The organism is Paraburkholderia unamae, from assembly GCF_003096875.1.
GTDB classification, from domain to species: domain Bacteria; phylum Pseudomonadota; class Gammaproteobacteria; order Burkholderiales; family Burkholderiaceae; genus Paraburkholderia; species Paraburkholderia unamae.
Window position 1 is genome coordinate 270,927 of record NZ_QEOB01000001.1, and the last position, 16,353, is coordinate 287,279.

15 protein-coding genes, 1 tRNA gene and 1 pseudogene are annotated in these 16,353 nt (G+C 62.9%); 6 read left to right on the forward strand and 11 right to left on the reverse strand.

Translation table 11 applies throughout. The annotated features are described in order from the left end of the window. Nucleotide 1 precedes the first annotated feature (1 nt). Complete coding sequence (locus tag C7402_RS01220) at nucleotides 2–313, reverse strand: DUF4148 domain-containing protein (protein WP_116609382.1); 312 nt, start codon at nucleotides 311–313, stop codon at nucleotides 2–4. A 207-nt stretch (nucleotides 314–520) separates the two neighbouring features. Further along, nucleotides 521–1,921 (reverse strand): tRNA uridine-5-carboxymethylaminomethyl(34) synthesis GTPase MnmE, encoded by a 1,401-nt coding sequence (mnmE, locus tag C7402_RS01225; protein ID WP_116609383.1) that lies wholly within the window; start codon nucleotides 1,919–1,921, stop codon nucleotides 521–523. A 351-nt stretch (nucleotides 1,922–2,272) separates the two neighbouring features. On the opposite strand from mnmE, the gene C7402_RS01230 reads away from it, so the two are divergent. Beyond that, nucleotides 2,273–2,692, forward strand: a complete 420-nt coding sequence (locus C7402_RS01230; protein WP_112170017.1) for a transcriptional regulator — start codon at nucleotides 2,273–2,275, stop codon at nucleotides 2,690–2,692. 139 nt (nucleotides 2,693–2,831) lie between these two features. Here the strand turns inward: C7402_RS01230 and yidC are convergent, their stop codons facing one another. The 4 genes and pseudogenes from yidC to rpmH form a co-directional block, all read right to left on the reverse strand. Further along, entirely contained in the window at nucleotides 2,832–4,508 is a 1,677-nt protein-coding gene (yidC, locus tag C7402_RS01235; RefSeq protein ID WP_112170018.1) for a membrane protein insertase YidC, read from the reverse strand. Between the two features lie 30 nt (nucleotides 4,509–4,538). Then, entirely contained in the window at nucleotides 4,539–4,769 is a 231-nt protein-coding gene (yidD, locus tag C7402_RS01240; protein ID WP_028211944.1) for a membrane protein insertion efficiency factor YidD, read from the reverse strand. A gap of 218 nt (nucleotides 4,770–4,987) precedes the next feature. Continuing rightward, nucleotides 4,988–5,407 (reverse strand): annotated as a pseudogene (gene rnpA, locus C7402_RS01245) (ribonuclease P protein component); the annotation flags it as partial. A 91-nt stretch (nucleotides 5,408–5,498) separates the two neighbouring features. Then, nucleotides 5,499–5,633 carry a 50S ribosomal protein L34 gene (gene rpmH, locus C7402_RS01250; protein WP_026120950.1) on the reverse strand — a complete coding sequence of 45 codons (135 nt, stop codon included), beginning with the start codon at nucleotides 5,631–5,633 and terminating at the stop codon, nucleotides 5,499–5,501. 433 nt (nucleotides 5,634–6,066) lie between these two features. Here rpmH and dnaA point away from each other — a divergent pair, with 433 nt between their 5' ends. The 3 genes from dnaA to gyrB all read left to right on the forward strand — a co-directional run bounded on the left by dnaA (nucleotide 6,067) and on the right by gyrB (nucleotide 11,625). Further along, nucleotides 6,067–7,650, forward strand: coding sequence for a chromosomal replication initiator protein DnaA (dnaA, locus tag C7402_RS01255; protein ID WP_224044988.1), 1,584 nt, complete (start codon nucleotides 6,067–6,069; stop codon nucleotides 7,648–7,650). A gap of 286 nt (nucleotides 7,651–7,936) precedes the next feature. Then, a complete protein-coding gene (gene dnaN / locus C7402_RS01260; RefSeq protein ID WP_112170020.1) occupies nucleotides 7,937–9,040 on the forward strand; it encodes a DNA polymerase III subunit beta in 1,104 nt (367 codons plus the stop codon). 113 nt (nucleotides 9,041–9,153) lie between these two features. Then, nucleotides 9,154–11,625 carry a DNA topoisomerase (ATP-hydrolyzing) subunit B gene (gyrB, locus tag C7402_RS01270; protein WP_112170021.1) on the forward strand — a complete coding sequence of 824 codons (2,472 nt, stop codon included), beginning with the start codon at nucleotides 9,154–9,156 and terminating at the stop codon, nucleotides 11,623–11,625. A 422-nt stretch (nucleotides 11,626–12,047) separates the two neighbouring features. Here the strand turns inward: gyrB and C7402_RS01275 are convergent, their stop codons facing one another. The 3 genes from C7402_RS01275 to adh all read right to left on the reverse strand — a co-directional run bounded on the left by C7402_RS01275 (nucleotide 12,048) and on the right by adh (nucleotide 14,633). Further along, a complete protein-coding gene (locus C7402_RS01275; RefSeq protein ID WP_112170022.1) occupies nucleotides 12,048–12,527 on the reverse strand; it encodes an AraC family transcriptional regulator in 480 nt (159 codons plus the stop codon). 106 nt (nucleotides 12,528–12,633) lie between these two features. Next, nucleotides 12,634–13,014, reverse strand: a complete 381-nt coding sequence (locus C7402_RS01280) for a DUF779 domain-containing protein (RefSeq protein WP_112170023.1) — start codon at nucleotides 13,012–13,014, stop codon at nucleotides 12,634–12,636. Nucleotides 13,015–13,112: 98 nt separating this feature from the next. Further along, nucleotides 13,113–14,633 (reverse strand): aldehyde dehydrogenase, encoded by a 1,521-nt coding sequence (gene adh / locus C7402_RS01285; protein WP_116609385.1) that lies wholly within the window; start codon nucleotides 14,631–14,633, stop codon nucleotides 13,113–13,115. A gap of 338 nt (nucleotides 14,634–14,971) precedes the next feature. Here adh and C7402_RS01290 point away from each other — a divergent pair, with 338 nt between their 5' ends. Continuing rightward, nucleotides 14,972–15,166, forward strand: a complete 195-nt coding sequence (locus tag C7402_RS01290) for a hypothetical protein (RefSeq protein WP_112170025.1) — start codon at nucleotides 14,972–14,974, stop codon at nucleotides 15,164–15,166. Between the two features lie 34 nt (nucleotides 15,167–15,200). Here C7402_RS01290 and C7402_RS01295 read toward each other — a convergent pair whose 3' ends face one another. Further along, on the reverse strand, nucleotides 15,201–15,521 hold the full coding sequence (locus C7402_RS01295) for a hypothetical protein (protein ID WP_244314714.1): 321 nt from the start codon (nucleotides 15,519–15,521) through the stop codon (nucleotides 15,201–15,203). A 371-nt stretch (nucleotides 15,522–15,892) separates the two neighbouring features. Here C7402_RS01295 and C7402_RS01300 point away from each other — a divergent pair, with 371 nt between their 5' ends. Then, nucleotides 15,893–16,150: a hypothetical protein gene (locus tag C7402_RS01300; protein ID WP_112170026.1), complete on the forward strand. Its 258-nt coding sequence runs from the start codon at nucleotides 15,893–15,895 to the stop codon at nucleotides 16,148–16,150. Between the two features lie 79 nt (nucleotides 16,151–16,229). Here the strand turns inward: C7402_RS01300 and C7402_RS01305 are convergent. Then, nucleotides 16,230–16,305, reverse strand: a tRNA-Lys gene (locus tag C7402_RS01305). Nucleotides 16,306–16,353: the final 48 nt, after the last annotated feature.

Here is a 16,353-nt window from a genome sequence, read left to right on the forward strand (position 1 = left end):
ATCAGGGATGGCTGTACATCGCGTTCCAGTCGGCCTTCGACACTGCCGGGCGACCCGCTTCCGACGAACCGCTCACAACACCACCGTAACCGTTCGTTGCCACTTGCTGTGCAGCGACCTTCGCTTCGGCGGCCTGGATCGCATCCGGGTAGTGCGCCTGGTCGCCGTCGCCAACGTGATAACCAGCCTTTTCGAGCTGAACGAGTTCCGCGCGGACCTGGGCGCGGGTCACCGGGCCGTTCGACTGTGCGAACGAAGCAACCGGCACAACAAGGGCAACAGCAACGGCAACGGCCTGGATCAGGGACTTCATGATTACTACCTCCATCGACTTTTGTTAGCGGTGCGACAACTTGTCTGCATCCGATGAGTGAAAGTCTAGGAGTGTTGCGCTCAAGGGTTAACCCCTATGAATCGAAGGCATTGTTCCAGCCCGCAGCAGAATGCAGGGATCGACTCGGCGCGTGGAGGCCTGCTTGATACGGCATTCGCGGTGGCCAGCGAAGCTGGGAGAAACCGGTTACTTCCCAATACAAAACCGGCTAAAAATCACGCCCAGGAGATCATCGGACGTGAATTCGCCCGTAATCGCGTTGAGCGATTCCTGTGCGAGCCGCAGTTCCTCGGCGAACAAATCGAGCAGTTGGGAGTTTTGGTCCGCATGCGCCGCCGCCTGCTCGAGATGCTCACGCGCCGCCCGCAACGCAATCAGATGCCGCTCGCGCGCGAGATACACGCTCTGCGCGTCCGCCTGCCAGCCCGCAATGCGCAACAGCTCCGCGCGCAGCAGCCCGATGCCTTCGCCTCTTTTCGCGGAAAGGCGCACCTCGCAAACTTCGCTGCCGTCCACAGCGGCGCGCCGGGTCACGTCGGACGCCACGCCGGTAAGGTCCGTTTTGTTGAGCACGCGCACGACCGGCACGCCCGCGGGGAATCGAGCGGCGATCGTCTCGTCTTCGGCGTTCATGCCCGTGCGCGCATCGAGCAGATGCAGCACCACGTCGGCTCGGCCGATTTCGCTCCACGTGCGCTCGATGCCGATCTTCTCGACTTCGTCCTCGGTGTCGCGCAGGCCTGCGGTGTCGATCACATGCAGCGGAATGCCTTCGACCTGGATCGTCTGGGAGATCTTGTCGCGCGTCGTGCCGGCCACGGGCGTGACGATCGCGAGCTCGGCGCCCGCAAGCGCGTTCAGCAGCGACGACTTGCCCACGTTCGGCTGCCCGGCGAGCACCACCGCAAGCCCTTCGCGCAGCAACGCGCCCTGGCGCGCCTCGGAGAGCACGTGGTCGAGCTGCGCGCGGATGCGCGCGAGCTTGCCGCGCGCGTCGGCGGCTTCGAGAAAGTCGATCTCCTCTTCGGGGAAGTCGAGCGTCGCCTCCACAAGCATGCGCAGCGTGACGACGTCGTCCACGAGCGCGTGGATGTCGCGCGAGAACGCCCCGTCGAGCGAGCGTCCGGCCGAGCGCGCGGCGGCCTCGGTGCTCGCTTCGATCAGGTCCGCCACGGCCTCGGCCTGGGCGAGGTCGAGCTTGTCGTTGAGGAACGCGCGCCGCGTGAACTCGCCCGGTTCTGCAAGTCGCAGCCCAAACTCGCGGCCCGCCTCGATGCAGCGCTGCAAGACGAGCTGGAGCACGATCGGGCCGCCGTGGCCCTGTAGTTCGAGCACGTGCTCGCCGGTGTAGGAATGCGGAGCCGGGAAGGATAGCGCGATGCCACGGTCGAGCACCGTGCCGGCGCCGTCCAGGAAGGGCACGTAGCTCGCGTGGCGCGCGGCCAGCTTCTGTCCGGTGAGGGCCTGCATCAGGGCTTCGGTCGCCGCGGCGCCCGCGCGGCCCGCCGAGACGCGCACAACGCCAATTCCGCCGCGTCCGGGCGCAGTGGCAATGGCGACGATGGGATCGGAATCGGTGGCGAGCATGGCAGGAGTGGACCGTAGAGCAGGGCTGGAATCGGCGCGGACGGCGACAGGCAGAGCGGTCGCGGAACGCGAGGCATTGTAACGCGGCGTGCAGATCGTTCCCCGGTGGCAAGTCGCTTTGAGAGCTGTCGCGTTTTATCTTGATTTAGATAAGATTGATCTTATTTATTTCTGCCAAATCAAGGAAAAAGCCGGTGTGCAATTCGGCCAATCGTCGGCTGCGCAAGGAATCAATGGAGACACGATCGAAATCATAAGACGATTACTGGCGAGCAATTTATCGCTTTTGCGCGCTAAATATAGCCTAACTGGTTGTCTTCTTCGTCGATTTCGGGCTGCACAATCTGGCCCATGCCCACACCCGAAGAAAAAGCCGCCTTTGCCGAACGTCTTAAGTTCGCGATGAAGCGCGCACCCGAAAAATTGCGTGGCAGCACCGACCTGGCCAACCGGTTCAACCTGCGGCATCACGGCGAGCATCCGGTGTCGCCGCAAACCGCGCACAAATGGCTGAGCGGCCGCACCATCCCCACGCACGACAAACTGGAGACACTGGCGAAATGGTTCGACGTCGATCTGCACTGGCTGCATTACGGGCCGCCGGGTAACGCCGTTTCAGCAGTGCCGAGACCGCGCAAGCCGGACGAAAAATATCCGCTCTCCGAAGAAGCGCTGGAACTGGCCTCGAAAATCGAATCGCTCAGCGCTCACCACCGTTACCTCGTGCAGGAACTGATCGCCCAATTCTACGGTGACGCCGACAAGAACTGACCCGCGAGCGCGACCACCGCGCTTTGCGCCGTCAAGAAAATAGCGGCCCAGTAAAACAAAAAGCCGTCCGGCGTGAACCGGACGGCTTTTTTTCGAGCCTCGAGCAAGCGGCGAGAGTTACTCCGCGCCGCTTCTACACTCAAGCTTCCTTCTTCTTGCCTTTGCCCATCATGCGCGTGATGTAGTACTGCTGCGCGATGGAGAGCACGTTGTTCACGACGTAGTACAGCACGAGACCCGCCGGGAAGAAGAAGAACATGACCGAGAACGCGATCGGCATGAACATCATCATCTTGGCCTGGACGGGGTCCGGCGGCGTCGGGTTCAGCTTGGTCTGCACGAACATCGACACGGCCATCAGCACCGGCAGGATGAAGAACGGATCCTGCTGCGAAAGGTCGTGAATCCAGAGAATCCACGGCGCGCCGCGCATTTCCACCGACGAGAGCAACACCCAGTACAGCGAGATGAACACCGGAATCTGGATCACCACCGGCAGACAGCCGCCGAACGGATTCACCTTCTCGGTCTTGTAGAGCTCCATGAGCGCCGCGTTCATCTTCTGCGGGTCGCTCTTGAAGCGCTCGCGCAGCGCCTGCATGCGCGGCGTGATTTCCTTCATGCGCGCCATCGACTTGTAGCTGGCGGCGGAGAGCGGGAAGAACACGGCCTTGATGAGCAGCGTGAGCAGCACGATCGCCCAGCCCCAGTTGCCCACATAACCGTGGATCTTCTCGAGCAGCCAGAAGAGCGGCTTGGCGATGATCGTCACCCAGCCATAGTCCTTCACGAGCTCCAGACCCGGCGCGACGCCTTCGAGCATGCGCTCCTCTTCCGGACCGGCGAAGAGGCGTGCCTGCACGTTGTCCGTCGCACCCGGAGCGATCGTGCCGAGCGGCTGCTTCACGCCCACGCGGTAGAGCGAGTTGTCGAACTTCTCGACATAGATGCTGCGCTTGGCGCCCTGCTGCGGAATCCACGCGGTCGCGAAGTAGTGCTGCACCATCGCGATCCAGCCGTTGTCGGCCTGGCTCACGAAGTCGGCCTTGTTCTTGTCGATGTCGCTGAACGTGATCTTCTGGAAGTGATGCTCGTTCGAGTACACCGCCGGGCCGATGAAGGTGTGCGAGAAGCGCGGCGTTTCGACCGGCTCGCTGTCACGCACGATTTCCATGTAGAGCGTGGGCGAGACGGGCGCGCCGCTCACGTTCTGCACCTTCCAGTCCACGCCGATCACGTAGCTGCCGCGCGTGAACGTGTAGGTCTTGGTGACCTTCACGCCGCCCTTCTCGGGCGACTGGAGCGCGACCTGGAACGAGTTGGCGTCGCCGGTCAGCTCGCGCGGACCGTCGACGGCCGTGAACACGTCGTTGTGATTCGGGAAGTCGCCGCCGAGCAGGCCCGTGCGCGCGAGATACGTGTGGTCGTTCGTGTGGTCGAACAGCGTGATGTACTGCTCGGGGCCCTTGCCGTCGGCGCTTTCCTTCACGAGCGAGAGCTTCACGAGCGTGCCGCCGCGCGTGTCGATCACGCCGTCGTAGACGTCGGTGCGGAAATGCACGAGCTGTGCCGCGACGGCGGCGGGCTGGGCCGTGTTCGTCGGCGCCTGACCGGCGGCGGCGTTAGCCGTCGGCAAGTCGGACGCGCCATTGGCGGCGCTGGCGGGCGCGGCGCCGCCCGCGGCGGTTTGCGTCTGCGTTTGCGTCGCGCTCGGGAAGAACATCGACTGACGTCCGTGGTCGCGCTGCCAGTTGTCGTACAGCATGACCGCTGACATGAAGAAGATGACCCATAGGACGGTGCGTTTGATATCCATGCGTTGTCTCAGTGTCGATGGAATGGCGCGTCAGCGCTTTTTCGGAGATGCAGGCGGGACGAGATCGACGCCGCCCGCCGAAAACGGATGGCAGCGGCACAGCCGCCGCGCGGCGAGGTAAGTCCCACGCGCGGCGCCATGATACTGGATTGCCTCGCGTGCGTAATCCGAACAGGAAGGATAAAAACGGCACCGGTTGCCGAGGAGGGGACTCACGGCAAGCTTGTAGAAACGCAGCAGTGCGATCAGTACCGTTTGCATGGCGTTGCGGCCCGACTGCGCCGCGCTCGATGACGAAGCACGCGCCGCTCGCGCGGCGCGCACATCGGAAATACCGGACTCGCGCGCCCCGCTCATGACGTGCGGGGTGTGCCTGTATCGGACATGCCCTGGTCCGGCGGCAAATCCTTACCGGCCTGGTCACGCGCCGGATCTGCATCTGGTGCCGCGGTTTGCGTCGCGCAAGGGGTGCGCGCGGATGTCGCAGGCGCCGCAGGCGAAGCGCCTGCGCGCCGCGTGACTTCGCGCGCGGCCTTTTCGAGCAACGTCTCGATCTCGCCGCGGCACAAGGCCTTGAGCCCCGGCGACGACGCGGCCGGCCGCGCCTTGCGGTCGAATTTCGTGTGCAGGCGCAGCAGCAGGTCGAAACCTTCGAACTGCGCGCGACGCACGCGAAACGCCTCGCGGGCGATCCGGCGCACGAGATTGCGCGTGACTGCGCGCGGCGCGAACTTCTTGCCGATCACGAGCCCGAGCCGCGCCTCGTTACCCGTGGGCCGGCCGTACACAACGAAGTGCTCGGTGCGGCGCCAAGGGCGCAAACGAAAAACGGATGAGAACTCATCCGTTTTCAGTAGCCTTGCGGCTTTCGGAAAAGCGGCTTGCGTTCGCGACGGCATGACGCCCCGATCAGTTACCGGGGTCGTCCTGTTCGCCGTGCTCGCGAGCGGGCCGCTACCCGTGATTTCGCTGATAGCGATGCTGCCCGACTTAGACGGCGAGGCGCTTGCGACCCTTCGCACGGCGTGCGTTGATCACTTTGCGGCCACCGGCGGTCTTCATGCGCACGCGGAAACCATGGGTACGCTTGCGACGGGTAACGGAAGGTTGGAAAGTACGTTTCATGTTGCTCTCACTGTTGAGTTTTGACCGCGGCGAGCATCGCGGAAAAAGGCAATGGCCGGTGGTACTAGGGATTGGTTTTCGAGGAACCCGCTATTTAAGCCGCTTTTTCGTTGGCCGTCAATAGGTTAGGGCATCGAACCGCACGCGACGGCTATGCGGCGGCCATATTGACGGGGCTGCGGGGCCGGCGGCGACCGAACGTCCGTGCGTTGATCCGTCCCTGTGGATAACTTCCTGGTCAGGGGATTTCGGCGTTAGAATCTCGGCTATCCCAAGAATCCTGCATGCCGCTCCGGCCCGCCTGCTTGCCGCAAAACCCTTGCCGCGCGGGCTTCCGGAGCATTTGCCGTCGCTCCGCCAGGGCCTCGTTGCATTGGTGCGACAAGAGCGGAGCGACCGCAATGTATGCAAACAAAACGACCACAGCAACTCGATGAACGAATTCTGGCAACACTGTTCCGCACTACTGGAGCGTGAGCTAACGCCCCAGCAGTACGTGACGTGGATTAAACCGTTGGCCCCGGTTGCCTTCGATGCTGCGGCGAACACGCTGCAGATAGCCGCTCCCAACCGCTTCAAGCTCGACTGGGTCAAAAGCCAGTTTTCGGGCCGGATCACCGACATGGCGCGCGACTTCTGGCAGACGCCTGTCGACGTGCAGTTCGTCCTCGACCCGAAGGCGGGCATGCGCGCGCCTCACGTCGCGGCACCCGCTGCGCCGCGCGCGCCGCTTTCGCCCGCGCGTGTCGACGCCGCGCAGGTTAGCGCGGCCATGAGCGCCAGCGCGCCCCAATCGGCCGCGATGGGCGGCACGGGCCTCGCGGGCATGGTGCAGGCCGCTTCGGCCGCCGCCGCGCACGCGGGCGCCGATGACGCCGCAGATCTCGACCTGCCGAGCCTCGACGCCAACGAAGCCGCCGCCGGCCGCCGCACGTGGCGCCCCGGTCAGGGCGCGGCTGCGGCCGCCTCGAGCGCCGAGCCGGATCCGACCTACGAGCGCTCGAAGCTCAACCCAGTGCTCACGTTCGACAACTTCGTGACCGGCAAGGCGAACCAGCTCGCGCGCGCGGCTGCCATCCAGGTGGCGGACAACCCCGGCATTTCATACAACCCGCTGTTCCTGTACGGCGGCGTGGGCCTCGGCAAGACCCACTTGATCCACGCGATCGGCAACCAGCTTCTGCTCGACAAGCCGGGCGCGCGCATTCGCTACATCCACGCGGAGCAGTACGTGTCCGACGTGGTGAAGGCGTACCAGCGCAAGGCGTTCGACGACTTCAAGCGCTACTACCACTCGCTCGACCTGCTGTTGATCGACGATATTCAGTTCTTCTCGGGCAAGTCGCGCACGCAGGAAGAGTTCTTCTACGCGTTCGAGGCGCTGGTCGCCAACAAGGCGCAGGTGATCATCACGAGCGATACGTATCCGAAGGAAATCTCGGGTATCGACGACCGCCTGATCTCGCGCTTCGACTCGGGCCTGACGGTCGCGATCGAGCCGCCCGAGCTGGAAATGCGCGTGGCGATTCTGATGCGCAAGGCGCAATCGGAAGGCGTGAGCCTGAACGAGGACGTGGCGTTCTTCGTCGCGAAGCACCTGCGCTCGAACGTGCGCGAACTCGAAGGCGCGCTGCGCAAGATCCTCGCGTACTCGAAGTTCCACGGCCGCGAGATCTCGATCGAGCTGACCAAGGAAGCGCTCAAGGACCTGCTGACGGTGCAGAACCGCCAGATTTCGGTCGAAAACATCCAGAAAACGGTGGCCGACTTCTACAGCATCAAGGTCGCCGACATGTATTCGAAGAAGCGTCCGGCCAACATCGCGCGCCCGCGCCAGATCGCCATGTATCTGGCCAAGGAGCTCACGCAGAAGAGCCTGCCGGAAATCGGCGAGCTGTTCGGCGGCCGCGACCACACCACGGTGCTGCACGCCGTGCGCAAGATCGCCGACGAACGCACCAAGGACGCCCAGCTCAACCACGAGCTGCACGTGCTGGAGCAGACGCTGAAGGGTTAATCGCAGGTCCGTAGCACCCACGCAGCAGGCAAAAGGCGGGGCCGGAGGTCGCAGCCGGGCAGGTACCCCCTGTTTATTTCGCGGATCGCCCCCAATTTAGGGAAGTGGTCCGTTTTCAGGCACAATATGGGTTTAACCGCCCGGCGGTCCGGGGCGGTCACCACGCCGCGGCCTGTGCTGCATCAACCGCCTGAGCGGCGCCAGGGCCGCGTGACTTACGTGGAGTCACGTCGGCAGTATCGGCGCCGGGCGGGCGCGCAGACCGTCACATCAACGAAGGAACTCTATGCAACTGGTCAAGACCGAACGCGATAACCTGCTGAGGCCGCTGCAAACGGTGAGCGGCATTGTCGAACGCCGCCACACGTTGCCGATCCTCGCCAATCTGCTGATCACCAAAACCGGTTCCGACGTCTCGTTCCTGTCGACCGACCTCGAGTTGCAGATCACCACGACCGCCGATTTCGGCGTTGGCAACGACCAGGTCGCCACGACGGTCGCGGCGCGCAAGCTGCTCGACATCCTGCGCGCGATGCCCGACGGCCAGGTCACGCTCACGCTCGCCGACAAGCGCCTCACGGTGCAGTCGGGCAAAAGCCGTTTTGCCTTGCAAACGCTCGCCGCGGACGAGTTCCCCACGGTGGCGCAGGCCAAGGACTTCGGTGCGAACCTCGCGGTGCCGCAAAAGACGTTCCGCCAGTTGCTCGGCATGGTGTATTTCGCCATGGCGCAGCAGGACATCCGCTACTACCTGAACGGCATGCTGCTCGTCGTGGACGGCGACCAGCTCATGGCGGTCGCGACCGACGGCCACCGCCTCGCGTTCTCGTCGATGAAGATCGAAGGCTCGTTCGCGCGCCAGGAAGTCATCATCCCGCGCAAGACCATTCTCGAACTCCAGCGCCTGCTCGAAGACATCGACGACACGCTGAAGATCGACATCGGCTCGACCCAGGTGAAGTTCACGTTCGGCCAGGTCGAACTGGTTTCGAAGCTCGTGGAAGGCAAGTTCCCCGACTTCCAGCGCGTGATTCCGAAGGCGCACAAGAACACCTTCCAGATCGGCCGCGAAGAACTGCAACGGTCGCTGCAACGCGCGGCGATTCTCACGTCCGACAAGTTCAAGGGCGTGCGCTGCATCATCGAGCCGGGCCAGCTCAAGATCATGTCGACCAACGCCGACCAGGAAGAGGCGCAGGAAGAGCTGGAAATCGCCTACCAGGGCGACACCATCGACATCGGGTTCAACGTCACGTATCTGCTCGACGTACTCGCGAACCTGAAGGTCGACACGCTGGAAGTGAGCCTCGGCGACGCCAGCTCCAGCGCGCTCATCACGATTCCCGAGAACGAGGAATTCAAGTACGTGGTGATGCCAATGCGCATCTAAAAAGCGCGACAGAAGAAGAACACCAGGGGGCGCTGCGCCCCTTTGGCGTTTTTATGGCTTTTCGAAAAAGTCTCGAGCAGTAACACAGGCAGTACGCAGAACCGGAAAAATCCATGACTGATACGAACAACTCGCAACCCGACAACAGCTACGGCGCCTCGTCGATCCAGATCCTCGAAGGTCTGGAGGCGGTGCGCAAGCGCCCCGGGATGTACATCGGCGACACGTCGGACGGCACCGGTCTGCACCATCTCGTCTTCGAAGTGCTGGACAACTCGATCGACGAAGCCCTCGCCGGCTACTGTAACGACATCCACGTGGTGATCCACGCGGACAACTCCATCTCGATCACCGACAACGGCCGCGGCATTCCCACGGACGTGAAGATGGACGACAAGCACGATCCGAAGCGCAGCGCCGCTGAAATCGTGATGACCGAGCTGCATGCGGGCGGCAAGTTCGACCAGAACAGCTACAAGGTCTCGGGCGGCCTGCACGGCGTGGGCGTCTCGTGCGTGAACGCACTGTCGAGCTTCCTGCGCCTGACCGTGCGCCGCAACGGCAAGAAGCACTTCATGGAATTCCACCGTGGCGTGCCGCAGAACCGCATTCTCGAAGAGCGCGACGGCCACGCCGTCTCGCCGATGCAAGTGCTCGGCGACACCGAAAATCGCGGCACCGAAGTGCACTTCATGGCCGACGAAACGATCTTCGGCAGCGTGGAGTATCACTACGACATCCTCGCCAAGCGGATTCGGGAGCTCTCGTTCCTGAACAACGGCGTGCGCATTCGCCTGACCGACCAGCGCACGGGCAAGGAAGACGATTTCGCGTTCGCGGGCGGTGTGAAGGGCTTTGTCGAGTACATCAACAAGGCCAAGACCGTCCTGCACCCGAACATCTTCTACATCCAGGGCGAGAAGGACGGCGTGGGCGTGGAAGTGGCGATGCAGTGGAACGACAGCTACAACGAAAGCGTGCTGTGCTTCACAAACAACATCCCGCAGCGCGACGGCGGCTCGCACTTGACGGGTCTGCGCGCGGCCATGACGCGCGTGATCAACAAGTACATCGCCGATAACGAAATCGCCAAGAAAGCCAAGGTCGAGACCTCGGGCGACGACATGCGCGAAGGCCTGTCGTGCGTGCTGTCGGTGAAGGTGCCGGAGCCGAAGTTCAGCTCGCAGACGAAGGACAAGCTGGTTTCTTCGGAAGTGCGTGCGCCCGTCGAAGACGTCGTGGCGAAGGCGCTCGAAGAATTCCTGCTGGAAACGCCGAACGACGCGAAGACCATTTGCGGCAAGATCGTCGACGCTGCGCGTGCGCGCGACGCCGCGCGCAAGGCACGCGAAATGACGCGCCGCAAGGGCGTGCTCGACGGCGTGGGCCTGCCGGGCAAGCTCGCGGACTGCCAGGAAAAGGATCCGGCGAAGTCGGAAGTCTATATCGTCGAGGGCGACTCGGCAGGCGGCTCGGCCAAGCAAGGCCGCGACCGTAAGTTCCAGGCCATCCTGCCGCTGCGCGGCAAGGTGCTGAACGTCGAAAAGGCGCGCTACGACAAGCTGCTGTCTTCCGAGCAGATCGTCACGCTGATCACCGCACTGGGCTGCGGCATCGGCAAGGACGACTACAACCTGGAAAAGCTGCGCTATCACCGCATCATCATCATGACCGACGCGGACGTGGACGGCGCGCACATCCGCACGCTGCTGCTCACGTTCTTCTATCGCCAGATGCCGGAGCTGATCGAGCGCGGCTACGTGTATATCGCGCAGCCGCCGCTCTACAAGCTCAAGGCGGGCAAAGACGAGCGCTACCTGAAGGACGACGCCGATCTGAACGCACACATGCTGCGTCTCGCGCTGAACGGCTCGGAACTGGTGCCGACCGAAGGCGCGACACCGATCTCGGGCGACGCGCTCGGCGAACTCGCGCGTTCGTACCAGCTCGCGCGCGGCGTGGTGGACCGTTTGAGCCGCCTGTACGATGTGCGTGCGCTCGAAGCGATCATGGACGGCGTGGCACTCGATCTGTCGAGCGAGGAGTCGACCGAAGCTTCGGCGCGTGCGCTCGAAGCGCAACTGCGCGACGATCCGCTGAAGCCTGAAGTGACCGTGGTGCCGATGTACGACGCGGTGCGCGAACAGCGTTCGCTGCGCGTGGAACGCCGCCATCACGGCAACGTGAAGGTGTCGGTCATCGACGAGGAGTTCCAGCTCACCGCCGACTATCAGCAGCTCGTGAACACGGCCAATACGTTCAAGGGCTTGATCGGCAAGAACGCGATCATCAAGCGTGGCGAGCGCAGCATGGCCGTGAACGACTTCAAGAGCGCGATGAAGTGGCTGATTGCGGACGCCGAGCGCAACGTGTCGAAACAGCGCTACAAGGGCCTCGGCGAGATGAACCCTGGGCAGCTCTGGGAAACGACGATGGATCCGGCTGTGCGCCGTTTGCTGCGCGTGCAGATCGAAGATGCGATCGCCGCCGATGGCATCTTCACGACGCTCATGGGTGACGATGTCGAGCCGCGTCGCGCGTTTATCGAGAGCAATGCGTTGCGCGCGGGGAATATTGACGTTTGATCGCAACGCGCGAGCCTACTCGCCAGCAAAAAAGCGCCCTTCGGGGCGCTTTTTTTTCGCCCTGAACGCAGCGCAGCCGCGCGCCACACACTATCCACAGCCCCCAGCGGATAACCCTCGGAAAACCCGTGGAAATCACTGTGCACGAATCGGGGATAACTTGCGTCACCCGGAAAATGTGGAAAAGTTGCCAGCAGCTGCCTGGCGTTGTCCCGTTAACGCCCGCAAGGTTATGAATTTTCCACAGCTTTGTTTACTCAACGGTTTTCCCCGGTTATCCACAGATTACCCAGGGGCTTGTTAACTATTACTACGTTTACGTATACATAAATTAAAGAAACCTAAGAAACCGCTCACCGGAAACAGCGACACCGCCGGAAAACCTCTCAGGCGGCATCGTGCAAACCGGCGAATCGCGCAAATCAAGCCAGCGGGATATAGAGCTCGGTCTTCAAATCCTCCGGCGCCGCTTCATCCGGCGTATTCAGATACACCTCGAACGAGGGCGCCGAAAAGTCCGGCTTGCGCCCGAGCTTCTGCAATCCCTCGTTGTAGAACCACATCCACGCCTGTTGCAGCCCCTGGTACGGCCCTACGTGCAGGACCATCGCGTGCTCGCCGCCGCGTAGCTGAAACTTCTCCACGGGTGAAACGATCTCCACGTCGGTCTCGTGCGCAAGACGCAGCGCCGCCTTCGACCTGAGCTTCGATTCTTCGACCGTATTGGGATCGTCGTAATAGATGCCGACCATCTTCGCGCCCGAGGTGCGCACGTTGCGCTCGCTGAGCCACTGCGCGAGCGTATAGAACGCGTCGCCGATCTTCATGTATGGGCCCACGTGGCTAACAGCGAGCAGGTCCATTGGCTCGAGGGTGAGGAGCTTCGCTTCGCGGTTCGGCATGATGATCTCTCCAGGTGCGCTGGCCGCGCGAATGCGCGGCTACATGCGGTCCAAGATAGCACCGCGCCTTGAGAGACGTACTTCGTGTGTGTCAGCGTGCCGGGCGCTACGAACTCACCCGCGTCACGGGATGCGCCTCGAGCCACGCGTTTTCCGCATCGTCGTACAGCCGCGAACGCGTGAGAAAGCGCAGTCCCGTGGGCCTTTCCAGCGAAAACATGCCACCGTTGCCCGGCACGGCGTCGATGATGAGCTGGGTATGCTGCCAGTACTCAAATTGCGCCCCCGTCATATAGAACGGCACGCCGCCAATCTCGCCCAACTGGACGTCGGCGTTGCCGACCATGAACTCGCCGGCGGGAAAGCACATCGGTGCGCTGCCGTCGCAGCAGCCGCCCGACTGGTGAAAGAGCAGGGAGCCGTGCTCGCGTGCGAGTTGCTCGATCAGCGCGAGCGCGGCCGGTGTGGCGGTTACGCGGTCGACCATGTCAGATCGCTCCTCTGAAGATGCCAAAAAGGGTGGCGTCGCACGCCATGGCGGCCGTCTCGCCGCCGCATCGCGCGACGCCAAAGCACCAGGAGCGGTCAGAAGAACCCGAGCGGCTGCTCGCTATAGCTCACGAGCAGGTTTTTCGTTTGCTGGTAGTGGTCGAGCATCATCTTGTGGTTCTCGCGCCCGATGCCCGACTGCTTGTAGCCGCCGAACGCCGCGTGCGCCGGATAGGCGTGATAGCAGTTGGTCCACACGCGGCCCGCCTGGATCGCGCGGCCGAAACGGTAGGCACGCGTGCCGTCGCGCGTCCAGACGCCCGCACCGAGGCCGTAGAGCGTGTCGTTGGCGATCTCCAGCGCTTCCTCTTCGGTCTTGAAGGTCGTGACCGAAACCACGGGCCCGAAAATCTCTTCCTGGAAGATACGCATCTTGTTGTGGCCGCGGAAAACCGTGGGCTTCACGTAGTAACCGTCACCCAGCTCGCCACCCAGCGTGTTGCGCTCGCCGCCAATCAGGCATTGCGCGCCTTCCTGCTTGCCGAGGTCGATGTACGAGAGGATCTTTTCCAGTTGTTCCTGCGAGGCCTGCGCGCCGATCATCGTTTTCGTGTCGAGCGGGTGCCCTTGATGGATCGCCGCGACGCGCTTGAGCGCGCGCTCCATGAAACGGTCGTAGATCTTCTCGTCGATGAGCACGCGCGAGGGGCACGTGCACACTTCGCCCTGGTTGAGCGCGAACATCGCGAAGCCTTCGAGCGCTTTGTCGAAGTAGCTGTCGTCGTGGTCGAGCACGTCGGCGAAGAAGATGTTCGGGCTTTTGCCGCCCAGTTCCAGCGTCACCGGAATGATGTTCTGGCTCGCGTACTGCATGATGAGGCGGCCCGTCGTGGTCTCACCCGTGAAGGCGATCTTGGCGATGCGCTTGTTCGAGGCGAGCGGCTTGCCCGCTTCGAGGCCGAAGCCGTTCACCACGTTGAGCACGCCCGGCGGCAGCAGGTCCTGGATCACCTCGGCGAGCACGAGGAACGAGGCGGGTGTTTGCTCGGCGGGCTTGAGCACCACGCAGTTGCCGGCGGCGAGCGCGGGCGCGAGCTTCCAGGCGGCCATGAGAATCGGGAAGTTCCACGGAATGATCTGGCCGACCACGCCGAGCGGCTCATGGAAGTGATAGGCGACCGTGTCGTGATCGATCTCGGAGATGCCGCCTTCCTGCGCGCGCACGCAGCCGGCGAAGTAGCGGAAGTGATCGGCGGCGAGCGGAATGTCGGCGGCGAGCGTTTCGCGCAGCGGCTTGCCGTTGTCGATGGTTTCGGCCACCGCGAGCTTGTGCAGGTTCTGCTCGATCCGGTCGGCAATGCGGTTCAGGATGTTGGCCCGCTCGGTGGGCGAGGTCTTGCCCCATGCGGCCTTGGCCTTGTGCGCGGCGTCGAGCGCGAGTTCGATGTCGGCTTCGCGCGAGCGCGGAATGGACGTGAACGCATGGCCCGTGATGGGCGAGATATCGTCGAAATACTCGCCGCCCAGCGGCGCCACCCACTCGCCGCCGATGAAGTTGCCATACTGCTTCTTGTACGGGAATTCAGTGGTCAGAAATTGCATGTCCGCGTGATTCATCTCCGTGCTCCTCTGTGTTCTCGATCTCGATATGGATGGGCGCGCCGTGTGGCGTGGCCGCGCTACCGGGGCACGCTAACGCGAGAAACATGCCAGCGCGGCGGCGTGACGGCGTGTGGACCCGTGGCGGCGCGTTGGCGAGCGATCACCCCGCGTATGCCCGCCATGAGCGCAGTGGGTGGAGCGCGACGACTGCGTCAGGCCGGAGCAAAGGAAGCGGTTCGACTGCTCAAGAAGTGAACAGCTTGTGAGGGCGATTCGCGCTATGAACGGAGATTTGCGGCGCGCAGGCCGCACATGAGGTAGGCTTTGCACCCGTAACAGTCAGGAGAGTCTGCATGTCGAGTACATTTGTTTGCCGCAACCAGTCGTGCGGCACCCCGTGGGAACAGAGCGAAGTGGTCATCAAGAACGAAGGGCAGGGGCCCTTGTTCCGATGCCCGCTTTGCGGCGCCCGCAATTATCTGGAGCAGTTCCAGGACGACGATGGCAACGTCGTCTATGAGCAGGTGGACGGCAAGCCGTTCCTTTGAGCGCCGGCGGATAGACGATCAAAGGATTAACGGATCAGAGGAGCTGGGTCGCGAGCGTGACGCCGAAGAAAAAGCCGCCGACCACGCCGAGCGCGCGGCCCACGAGCAATTGGTTCAGATCCTCCTCCAGCATCAGGGGATCGCGACGCTCGCGCAGCACGGTCTTGAACAACAAGGGGCGGATCAGCAGCGCGCACGCCGCAATCAGCACCGGCACCGCGAGCCGGACCGCCAGGCCCACTTGCTTCTCGGGCGGGATATCCAGCCAGACCAGCAGCAGGACCAGAATCGCCGTAACGAGCGCACCGACGATCGCGCCCGCCACCAGCCGGTCGACGGGATGACCGTGCATCATGATTCACCTCTTCAGGGCAGTAGTTGACCTGACTATGATCAACATCCAGTCGGAAAAACCCTATAGGAAGAGTCTGAAAAGCGCGCCAGGCGATTCGGAGTCAAATCATTCGGATGCCGTAATGTCGGGCGGCGTCCAGCAGGTGCAGTCGTGAAAGAGGCGAGCAGGTAGCGCAAACCCACAACCGGCCGACGCACGGCGTGGGCGAGCACCGCGGCGCGAGCGGCGCTTGCGGTTGCGCGACCATCGGCTCGGTCCCCGACTAGTCCGACTATTGGTTACCTATCCATACGGGTAGGCTGGCGTTCCCCACGCGGCGTTCTACAGTACTTCATACGATAAGAAACACGGCGGGACCAACGGGGTAAGCCATGACATTCGTCGAACAGGAAATCGCGCATATCGCGCGCGTGATGCCGCCTTCGCTGGCCGGCGATTTCGAGGTGCCGGTGATGGGCGTCGCGTACTGGCGCAAGCGCCTGCATACGCTCCTCAAGCAAAACCACCTGACTCACGTTCAGCTTTCGACTGTCGACACGCTGCTGCGCCAGCTCGACGGTTTCGAGGCGCTCGGCCGCTGGCTGCCGCGCCCGAAGCAGGCTTCGCGTCACACGCGGCGTACGAAATAACGTCGGCGGGCCGCTCAGGAAAGCGGCGAGAAATGCAAAAAGCCCGATCGCAAGGATCGGGCTTTTTGACTGAATTGGCTGGTGGGGCGTGAGTGACTCGAACACTCGACCTACGGATTAAGAGTCCGCTGCTCTACCAACTGAGCTAACGCCCCCAACAGAAGAAAGATTATGCAGGACTTTTTGGGACTTGGCAAGCCCTT

Excerpts from the sequence above, each read along its gene's own strand:
- C7402_RS01220 (WP_116609382.1), bottom strand. The coding sequence starts at position 313 with ATGAAGTCCCTGATCCAGGCCGTTGCCGTTGCTGTTGCCCTTGTTGTG.
- mnmE (WP_116609383.1), bottom strand. The coding sequence starts at position 1,921 with ATGCTCGCCACCGATTCCGATCCCATCGTCGCCATTGCCACTGCGCCC.
- C7402_RS01230 (WP_112170017.1), top strand. The coding sequence starts at position 2,273 with ATGCCCACACCCGAAGAAAAAGCCGCCTTTGCCGAACGTCTTAAGTTC.
- yidC (WP_112170018.1), bottom strand. The coding sequence starts at position 4,508 with ATGGATATCAAACGCACCGTCCTATGGGTCATCTTCTTCATGTCAGCG.
- yidD (WP_028211944.1), bottom strand. The coding sequence starts at position 4,769 with ATGCAAACGGTACTGATCGCACTGCTGCGTTTCTACAAGCTTGCCGTG.
- rpmH (WP_026120950.1), bottom strand. The coding sequence starts at position 5,633 with ATGAAACGTACTTTCCAACCTTCCGTTACCCGTCGCAAGCGTACCCAT.
- dnaA (WP_224044988.1), top strand. The coding sequence starts at position 6,067 with ATGAACGAATTCTGGCAACACTGTTCCGCACTACTGGAGCGTGAGCTA.
- dnaN (WP_112170020.1), top strand. The coding sequence starts at position 7,937 with ATGCAACTGGTCAAGACCGAACGCGATAACCTGCTGAGGCCGCTGCAA.
- gyrB (WP_112170021.1), top strand. The coding sequence starts at position 9,154 with ATGACTGATACGAACAACTCGCAACCCGACAACAGCTACGGCGCCTCG.
- C7402_RS01275 (WP_112170022.1), bottom strand. The coding sequence starts at position 12,527 with ATGCCGAACCGCGAAGCGAAGCTCCTCACCCTCGAGCCAATGGACCTG.
- C7402_RS01280 (WP_112170023.1), bottom strand. The coding sequence starts at position 13,014 with ATGGTCGACCGCGTAACCGCCACACCGGCCGCGCTCGCGCTGATCGAG.
- adh (WP_116609385.1), bottom strand. The coding sequence starts at position 14,633 with ATGAATCACGCGGACATGCAATTTCTGACCACTGAATTCCCGTACAAG.
- C7402_RS01290 (WP_112170025.1), top strand. The coding sequence starts at position 14,972 with ATGTCGAGTACATTTGTTTGCCGCAACCAGTCGTGCGGCACCCCGTGG.
- C7402_RS01295 (WP_244314714.1), bottom strand. The coding sequence starts at position 15,521 with ATGATGCACGGTCATCCCGTCGACCGGCTGGTGGCGGGCGCGATCGTC.
- C7402_RS01300 (WP_112170026.1), top strand. The coding sequence starts at position 15,893 with ATGACATTCGTCGAACAGGAAATCGCGCATATCGCGCGCGTGATGCCG.